The sequence below is a fragment of the Chitinispirillales bacterium genome, from assembly GCA_031254455.1.
Taxonomy (GTDB): domain Bacteria; phylum Fibrobacterota; class Chitinivibrionia; order Chitinivibrionales; family Chitinivibrionaceae; genus WRFX01.
Genome location: JAIRUI010000016.1, coordinates 19,874 through 28,859 on the forward strand (window position 1 = coordinate 19,874; position 8,986 = coordinate 28,859).

At 39.6% G+C, this 8,986-nt stretch carries 7 protein-coding genes; 5 read left to right on the forward strand and 2 right to left on the reverse strand.

The window, feature by feature from the left end:
* Positions 1-44: 44 nt before the first annotated feature.
* Positions 45-3,053 carry a hypothetical protein gene (locus tag LBH98_01010; GenBank protein ID MDR0303340.1) on the reverse strand — a complete coding sequence of 1,003 codons (3,009 nt, stop codon included), beginning with the start codon at positions 3,051-3,053 and terminating at the stop codon, positions 45-47.
* 43 nt (positions 3,054-3,096) lie between these two features.
* Here LBH98_01010 and LBH98_01015 point away from each other — a divergent pair, with 43 nt between their 5' ends.
* From LBH98_01015 to LBH98_01025, 3 genes are read left to right on the forward strand one after another with little or no spacing between them, the layout of a single operon-like run.
* Complete coding sequence (locus LBH98_01015; protein MDR0303341.1) at positions 3,097-3,474, forward strand: hypothetical protein; 378 nt, start codon at positions 3,097-3,099, stop codon at positions 3,472-3,474.
* A 47-nt stretch (positions 3,475-3,521) separates the two neighbouring features.
* The gene (locus LBH98_01020; protein ID MDR0303342.1) at positions 3,522-3,695 is read left to right on the forward strand and encodes a hypothetical protein; all 174 of its coding nucleotides are present in this window, start codon (positions 3,522-3,524) and stop codon (positions 3,693-3,695) included.
* Positions 3,696-3,698: 3 nt separating this feature from the next.
* A complete protein-coding gene (locus LBH98_01025; protein ID MDR0303343.1) occupies positions 3,699-6,503 on the forward strand; it encodes a PD-(D/E)XK nuclease family protein in 2,805 nt (934 codons plus the stop codon).
* 13 nt (positions 6,504-6,516) lie between these two features.
* Here the strand turns inward: LBH98_01025 and LBH98_01030 are convergent, their stop codons facing one another.
* Positions 6,517-7,860 carry an FAD-dependent thymidylate synthase gene (locus LBH98_01030; GenBank protein ID MDR0303344.1) on the reverse strand — a complete coding sequence of 448 codons (1,344 nt, stop codon included), beginning with the start codon at positions 7,858-7,860 and terminating at the stop codon, positions 6,517-6,519.
* Positions 7,861-8,127: 267 nt separating this feature from the next.
* On the opposite strand from LBH98_01030, the gene LBH98_01035 reads away from it, so the two are divergent.
* Together LBH98_01035 and LBH98_01040 are read left to right on the forward strand one after the other, a co-directional pair.
* Entirely contained in the window at positions 8,128-8,523 is a 396-nt protein-coding gene (locus LBH98_01035) for an IS630 transposase-related protein (GenBank protein ID MDR0303345.1), read from the forward strand.
* Positions 8,499-8,867, forward strand: coding sequence for a transposase (locus LBH98_01040; protein MDR0303346.1), 369 nt, complete (start codon positions 8,499-8,501; stop codon positions 8,865-8,867). The genes LBH98_01035 and LBH98_01040 overlap by 25 nt, the downstream gene beginning before the upstream one ends.
* Positions 8,868-8,986 lie beyond the last annotated feature (119 nt).

Here is an 8,986-nt window from a genome sequence, read left to right on the forward strand (position 1 = left end):
ATATGCAAACACTCTGTTTTCTTCATGAATATTTGCATAAAATCCTATTTAATCAAAATCCGTTTCGTCATATTAACGCCGGAATTTGTCTTGACCTGTAATATCGTCACTTGATACCGTGAAATCGACTTGGGCAAAGCGACGCTCGCAAAGTTTCCGTTAACCGCGATATTGCGCTCAAACAATATCCTTCCGCGCACGTCAAACAAAACGATATGAGCGTTGTTCGCGTTTGCAGGAAACGACAAGTTAAGGCATCCGTTCATAATCGCCGCGGAAGCCGCCAAACTTTTCTTGCTTTTACTTGCGGCGATCCAAACATCGCCGCCGCCTTCGTCTTCGACAATAAGTCCGTTGACTTTCAACGATTTAATAGTTCCCTTAGCCATATCGCCCTCTTCGGCGGGACTTATCGCCACTCCCTCTAAAATATACAACTGATCTAACGAAAAGTTTGTCATTGTCGCCCAGTCGCTTTCAAAATGCGCAAAACTCGTCATAGAAACAGGCGCCGTTTTATTTTCTCCGGCAGGCAATTCCACAAAATACCCACGTCCCGATTCCGCAAGTTTTAAATTGTCCTGCAACGTAAGAAGTATCGGCTTATCGGAAGTATAAGTAATCGTAATTCCCGTAACTTTCGACCAGTCGCCGCCAGGATAAGCCGCAATTTCCGACCATGTCCATCTTTCCTCTTCTTCGTCGGACACACCCAACTTCAGTTCAAACGAAATATTCCCCTCGGCGACATCGTAAACAATCGACGAACCCAAACCTTCGTCGTCCATCGCTTTTTCCCATTCCCAAGAGCCGTCGGCAAGGTCAACAAAATCATCGTCCGGCAAAGGAGGCGTAACCCCTTCCTCAGATATACTAATATTCCTGATATTTATCGCCCCGTTCGTAAGCAAACGAAACGTCCGCTCGCCCGCGGCAAGATCGACAACTAATTTTCTTTCGACAAAATTAAACCAGTCGTTTCCGCCGCTTACCGAAATTTTTCCTAAAGAATTTTCTGCGAGATATACCGAAAGTTCGCGTGTAAAGTTTTCTCCTACCGCGGTTTCAATGCCGATTTCATATTTACCCGCTTTTGAAACGCTTATCTTATATTCAAGCGTAGAGCCGTTTTTCAAGTAACCGACCGACTTTCCATGCTCGCCTTCTTCAATTCTAATCTCACTGCTCTTCTTGGAGTATTGCGTCGAATTAAACGTCGCCGGAACAGTCCATCGTTTCGAGAACGTAACGTCTATGTTTTGCGCCTGAGTTACATTGGAAAGGATGTACGGGTTTGCTACAGTTACAGAACTCGCTCCCACCTTTATATCACTCACTTCGTAATCGCTGTTCGGAGTAAACGAAAGAGTAAGATTTGCGCCGTTATTTACTTCCGTATTGCCGCCGTTATTTATCGTAACGTCGCCGTTTTTAACCGTTCCGTAACCGTTATGCGTCACGGTTATTTGGTGCTTGTCGGGAAGCACTTCGGAAACTACGATGCTTTTAACGTTTACCGCGCCGTTCGAAATAAAAGTAAACGTTTGATTGCCCGCCGCAAGGTCGAAAATTATTTCTCTTGCGACAAAATTAAACCATCCGCCCGTATGATTCTCGACGACGATTTCTCCCAAAGCGGTACTTCCGCTCGACAGCGCAAGCGTACGTTTAGCCGCGTCCCCAACCGCCGTTTCCGCGCTCAGTTTGTATTTTCCCGCTCTGGCGACGCTTACCATATATTCCAACTTAGAATCTTTTACCAGATTACCTACATATTTCCCGTATTGGTCGTCGTTGTAAACAATTTCGGCGGTTTTCTTGGAGTATTCGCTTGCGTTGAAACTTCCGGGAACAGAATGGCGTTTCGAGAACGTAACGTTAAGCGTTTGATTTGAGGTAACGTTGCTGAAAGAGTATGAAGCGGCCGTCGGATTTTGGGTCGAGGTTGCGCCGACTTTAGTATCGGTAATTTGATAACCCGAGTTCGGAGTAAACGAAAGAGTTACGTTACCGCCGTTGTCAACTTCCACATTTCCACCGTTGTTTACTGTGACAGAGCCGTTTTTAATCGTTCCGTTATCGTTATGCGTTACCGTTATTTGCCGTTTAACAACGCCCCCCCCGCCTGCGCCGGTATATCCGCCTTTTGTCTGATTAGCGTTCCAGATAGCCGACAAAAGCGTGCCGGTTGGTCTGTCCTGCGACAATTCCCAAATAATAACTCCGCCGAATCCGTTGTCGTATGTCCAATCTACTTTTTGTTTCAAAGTAGAAGCGTTATCGCCGTTTGTGCCTTGAGTAGCATAAAACGCGCAGCCCATCATAAGTTGTTCTTTCTTGTAACCCGGTTGTCCGTTTCCGAAAGTATTCCAATCCTGCAGGCATCTTTTGGACGCTTCCACATCTGAGTGAGTATTCCATTTGACCGGCTGCGTTACTCCCATCATGTCATAAGTCATTATATGAATAGCGTCGGCATACTGAAAAAGGTTTTGCTGGATATAAGATTTGCTTGCGGCGTTACTTTTTATAAAATGATTCCCAAATTGGGAATTAGGGCTGTCTCCGCCTATCGCTATCGAAATTCTTTTGTCGGGCATGGCGGTTTTCAAATCCTTAAGCAAATCCATGCACTGTTTCCATTCGTCGTCGTTTTTTGGAAACTCCCAGTCAATATCTATACCGTCAAGATTACGGTCGTTAACGAAATTCTTAACGTTGTTCACAAGACGTGAACGATTGGACTGGTTTGTGGCGGTAACAAAATTCGGCGTGTATTGGGCGCTTGCGCCGCCCAGTGCCACGCTTACTTTTACGCCTTTTGCATGAGCCGCCGTTACGGCGTTGTTGAACCAACTTGGAATACCGGCCGTAATTAAATTCCCTTGTGCGTCGGGAAACATTTGGAAAATCATTAAATGAGTCATTTTGTTTAACTCCGCGTCGGTCGGTTGACTTACCCAGCCGGCAACGTAAGGAATTACCGCTCCTTTAGAAAAAACAAACGCCGGCAAAGCCAGCATCGCCGCCAAAACAAATAAAAACTTTTTCATAAAAACCCCTTTTAGCAAGAACATTCTTTTCTGAGGTAAATATATGCAAAAACTCTGTTTTTTTCATGAATATTTGCGACTTGAATTAAAATATCTTTTTACGAACTTATATACCCGCTTCAGACGGGAACTTTACTTTAAACACGATATGGAAAATCAAAACGTTTATCCGGCTCTCGACAAACATTTTTCGGCATGCATTATAGTATTTTACTATAATAACGACATATCTTTTTTGATAGACGACAAAATAGTAGTTTTGATAGAACGTCAATCTGCGATAAACCCGAATATGCCGTTAAGGATGCTTCTTTATATAGCAAAGGGTTACGAGAAGATAGCCCAGAAGAATAATTTGTATCATATGAGAAGAGGATGGGTAGAGAAGACGCGATACGCGAGGCGGTTAGCGACTGCGTAAAGCGAAACGTATTAAAGAGATTTTTGGAGAATAACGGAGGATATGTTATGAGTATGTTATTGACGGAATGGAATTGGGACGACGCTCTGCGGGTTCAAAAAGAAGAAGGCGGACAGGAAGGAATAGGAATAGGCAGGAAAGAAGAAAGACAAAAAATATTTTCCCTTTGGGAGAAAGGCATCCCGCTTTCTGAAACGAAAAAGAAACTCGGATTGAAATAAAATTTGAAAAACACATTTCTTTTTGAAGTTTCTTCGGATTTATATGAAAAATTCGGTAAAAAAAACGAATTAAATAAAATCACCGTTTTAATGCCTTCAAACCGCGGCAAAATTTTTATGAACAAATATTTTGCACAATTATCGAAAGACGAACCAATCTGGTCTCCGCAATATACAAACACAATAGACTTGCTCACCGAAATCAGCGGCGGACAAAACAAAGGCGACGACCAAATTCAAAGAATGACGCTTATCTGGGAATTGTGGAACGCTTACGAGGAAAAAGTAAAAAGCGGTGAGAGCTTTGACGATTTTTTTTCTTTCGGCGATATTTTGCTTAACGACTTTGACGAAATCGACAAAGAAATGAAAAACGCGAAAGGAATTTTCGCTAATGTCGCGCAATTAAATAAAATGGGTGAACCGGATTATTTACTGCCCGAACAAATAGAAGCGGCGGAAAGGTTTTTTAATTTCAAATATGAAAAATCCGAATTAAAAACAAAAACCCGCGCAATTTGGAATAAACTTTACGAAGTTTACATCGCTTTTAACGAAAACCTTGAAAAGAAAAACATCGCTTACGACGGAATGCTTATGCGTAAAGCGGTCGAAAATTTATCCGATTATTCCGATAAATTTACTAAAGAGGCGTATATTTTTGTAGGATTTTATAAATTTTTTAATGTAGAAATCGAACTGATAAAGTTTCTCAAAGAGAAAAGAAATACACTCTTTTATTGGGATTTTGACGAATATTATATAGAATCGCCCGCTTGTGAAAATATAAAAAAATACCGCGAAAAATTCGGCGGAGAACTGAATAAAATTCCTAAAAATTTTGCGGAAGAAAAGAGTATTAGTTTTGTGGAATCAGCCGGAAACACTTTACAAACCGGATTCGTCCAAAGATGGCTTAAAAGTATTGAAAACAAAAATTTTGAAGATGCAAATTCCGCGATAGTTCTCTGTGACACGGGATTATTACCTGTTGTTTTGAACGCACTGCCGAAAGACATTGAGCCGAATATTGCGATTTTGTATCCTTTACGGCAAACTTTGATTGCGAATTTAATCGTTCTGTTATTGGATTTGCAGACAAAAGGCGTTCACGGCGACGATTTTGATTTCTCTTATTTGCAGCCGATTTTACGAAGTTATTATATCGCAAAAATTTATGAGAATGCGGTTTCAGATGAAAAAACCATCAAAAACGCGAAAAGGATTTTACTGAAGCAAAACGCAAAACTGTCATTTGACGGAAAAAACGAAACGGTTTTGACGGATAAAGATATTTTTTCGACAACAAATACGTCGAAAGAATTGCTTGCTTATTTACAATCGATTCTTACAAAAATATCGGACAAAAACGCTCTTGAAAAAACAATTGAGATTATAGCGTTTTCACAAATTACCAAAATGCTTACAAACGCCGGACAGATTTGCGAGAAAATAAAAGGAGTACAAAATTTCGCTAAAATAATAAAGAAACTCCTGTTCTCAATGAAAGTTCCATACCGCGGCGAGCCTGCGAAAGGACTTCAAATTATGGCGATGTCGGACACCAGAAATATGGATTTCGAAAATATTCTTATGCTTTCGGTAAACGAAGGAATTATGCCCGAAATTAAAACGGAAAATTCTTTTATCCCGCAATTTTTACGGAAGTACTTCAAATTGGATAACGTTGACGAACAAAATTGGCGGGAATTTTACAATTTTTACCGGCTTTTACAGCGGGCTGAAAATATTTCTTTTTCATATAATACTGGAAGCGACGGAATAGGCAAAGGTGAAATGAGCCGCTATTTAAGACAACTTTCAAGTTTTTTGCCGCATAAAATAAAAAGAATCGTTATTGACGGCAATGTTCAAAACGAAATAAATTCAAACGAAATTAAAATCATAAAAACCGATGAGATTTTGAAAGGCTTGAAAAAGAAATACGACGGTGAAAAATGCGGCGATAAACATAGAAATTCGCTTTCTCCGTCAGCGTTTAACACTTATATCGATTGTCCTTTGCAATTCTATTTCAAGTATGCCGCCAAAATAAAAAAGCCTGACGACGAAGAATTAAACAATGCTGTTTTAGGCAATATTTTCCACAAAACAATGGAGCTGATTTACAAAGACAATTACGAGAAAAAAATAGAAATCACAGACGATTTTTTTAATAATATAGAATATGAGCAAAAAATAGTAAATGCGTTTAACTATGAGTTTTTTAAAACCCAAACGCCGCCGATAAAGAGCGAATATTCGGGAGAGCATTTGATTATATTCAGAGTTATTTCGCAAATGGTGAAAAATACGCTTGCTTATGACAAAAAATATGCGCCGTTTAAGATTCTTGGATTGGAGAAAGAATGTTCGTTTGAAAAGAAAGGAATAACAATCGGCGGAATTATCGACAGAATTGACGAAAAAGACGGAAATATCAGAGTTATCGACTATAAAACAGGTAAAATTTTCACAGAAAACGATTTCGCGAAAGATACGGCGGATATTTTTTCACCTGACCGCCCCGAAAAAGCGAAATATCAATTTCAAGCATACTTATATTCGTACGTTTTATCACAAGAAGATTTTGTGAACGCAAGCCGAATTTCGCCAAATTTAATTTTTGTTCTGCAAAGAGAAATCGAAGAAAAAAAACTTAAAGATTTTTCTGAAATTAAAGAAGAATTCGACAAACTTTTTACAGAAAAACTTGAAGAGCTGTTTAACGCCGATATTCCGTTTGTACAGTGTGAAAAAAAAGATAATTGTAAATATTGCGATTATTGTGATATTTGCGAGTTTTAACGAAATCCGTTTTCTATTCCGGTTCGGCGGTCCCGATTTGAATGTGATTTTTCAAATGCGGCGAAATTTCTATGAGTTTTTTTGCCACGGTTTCCAAATGTTGCGCATATCTGAAATGCGCTCCCTTTCCGGTACGCAATTCAATCTCATAGATAACTTTATCCAAATGCGTAGAATGCTCGAAAGCCACTTGCGTCCCAAGCAAATATCCGTAATACTGCAAGTTGTGTTTTGCAAGTTTTTTAAGCAGCGACGCATATTCAGTAAAGAATTTTTTGTAATTTTTCTCCGACAATTCCGGCGGCAGATAAAACCCGACCGGCGAAAGCGCAGTAAATTTGTTACCGCTTCTGTGGCGGTTTAAATCCCGCAGTTCCGCAATCGAAATATTGTTGAACGCAAACTTGACAAATTGCCGTTTTACACCGCTTCCGACGACGCTGTACCTGTTTGTTTTATTGGAAAACGCCTGTGAAATGTCGTTTATTTCGGGAATAAAATCGCAAGGTTCGTCAAACATTTTAACAAAAACTTTATCGGGAACGTTTTTTATTTCGACTCCGTTTTCAAATATGGATTTTGACGAATAATTCACTAAACTTTCGGCATGATATATACTCGCTTCGTCGGCGAAACTGTGTTTTATCAGGTTCGGAACGATTTTTTTCAATTCTTCTCGAATTTGTTTTGCGGCTGTTTTCGCCTCAAAAAGCGGCAGCGATTCCAACTCGCGCAAGGTTTGACACCATACGCGCGCCGTCATAACGTATGCGGCGCAGGTTTTTGTCGCAAACGGAATGAAACTGCGGCATCTGTCCAAGGCGTAATTTTTCAGTATTCTTTTGCGGACTTTTTCGGGCTCGTCGGGTGAAATGCGCAGTTTTTCGGGAAACTTCTCAGCGATTTCGTCAAGTTCGGCGTATTCTTTATTGTAAATGTCAAACGCCTTGCAAAAAACGTTTCGCCATTCGTCTGCAATTTCCTGTGGAATACCCGCTTCGTCCGGAGAGATTAAACTTTCAGGCGACATTTTTATATATCTTGTACTTGATTCCTGTCCGTCTGCGAGTTGAGCTATCTCAAAAATTTTATATGCCAAAAACATTGAGCACCCGTCAATCGTAACCGCGATTCCTCCGGTTAATCCACCGATGCTTGCGTGCCCGTAATCAATAAATTTAAATATTTTTTCGACGCTTGCGTCCGGATTTTCTTTATCGACATTCTGCAGGATTTTGTCTATTCCTAAATTCGAGCGGGAATATTTTGCCAAAACGCTCGCCAAAAGTTCCGGAGTAACGGCGGTTAAATCTTTCGCCGCAAGCGGCGCAGTCGTAGGAATTAAGGTTACTTTCATTTTTATCGCCTTTAAGTTTTTAGTATTGAAAATAATTTTTTAACGCAAGAAATTTCATAAAATTTCCGCTTTTACCGAAAATATATCTGAAAACAAGGCGTAAACGACGCGTACATATCAAATTTTCGCAAAAATATAAAAATCGGCATAGTTTTTTTATATTTTAAGTCAAATATCTTTTTTGGTATAGCAATTTAACTTTTTATATTCCTTTTTCGTTTTTCCTTTTTGTCATAACGTATTTTATAATTAAAAAGGATTATCCCTATGTTACCTTTATCGCTCAAAGAACGTGATTTAATAGTTTTTCACAAGAAAAACGGAGAAAAGAATACGGATATATGTAAGTGGTTGCAGATAAACGTTAGGACAGTCACAAAGATATGGCATCGCTACAAGCATACCGGAAGTTGTTGTGCATATCCTCAAAACAGCGGCAGAAAACCTTTGGTATCTCAAGAGCAAATGGATAAAGTTGTAGAGAAAATTAAAGAGAAGCCGGACATTACCCTTAAACGTTTGATAGATGTTTTTTCACTTGGAATTAGTCAGGCGGCTCTTTGCAAGAGGTTAAAACACTTAGGCTACACATTAAAAAAAAGACGTTATATCCGGCAGAGCAAAAACGAGAAGACGTTTTGCGCAAGCATGCCGAATTGGTAGAGCAAACACGGTCTTTTCTTGATGTAAGCAGGCTTGTTTCCCTTGATGAAAGTAGCATAAACACAGGAATGACACGCCTTTATGGTCGTGCGCTCAAAAACGAAAGAATTAAAGGCTATGTTCCTGATGTAAGGTTTCAAAGGATTTCGGTTTTGTCATCTATCGGGCTTGACAGAGCGCAAGTCCCATTAGTTTTTAACGGAACGCTTAATGGAGAACTGTTTAAGGAATACATTAGTCGGTCTCTTGCTGCGTCATTATCAAAAGACGATATACTTATCATGGACAACTCAAGTGTTCACAAATCGAAAATCGTGATAAAAGAGTTAAAAAAAGCGGTTTAAATGTGTCTGTTGCACAAGTATGATTTTCAGAACGGACTATTAGAGGATTTTTATTTATTCAGATACAACAATAAGTAAAAAAGCTGACTATGGTTCGCCAAAACCTTAAAAATTCGTCC

Bases quoted from the DNA above. Each gene is read 5' to 3' on its own strand.
- LBH98_01030 (MDR0303344.1), bottom strand. From the start codon at position 7,860: ATGAAAGTAACCTTAATTCCTACGACTGCGCCGCTTGCGGCGAAAGAT.
- LBH98_01010 (MDR0303340.1), bottom strand. From the start codon at position 3,053: ATGAAAAAGTTTTTATTTGTTTTGGCGGCGATGCTGGCTTTGCCGGCG.
- LBH98_01020 (MDR0303342.1), top strand. From the start codon at position 3,522: ATGAGTATGTTATTGACGGAATGGAATTGGGACGACGCTCTGCGGGTT.
- LBH98_01035 (MDR0303345.1), top strand. From the start codon at position 8,128: ATGTTACCTTTATCGCTCAAAGAACGTGATTTAATAGTTTTTCACAAG.
- LBH98_01015 (MDR0303341.1), top strand. From the start codon at position 3,097: ATGCAAAAACTCTGTTTTTTTCATGAATATTTGCGACTTGAATTAAAA.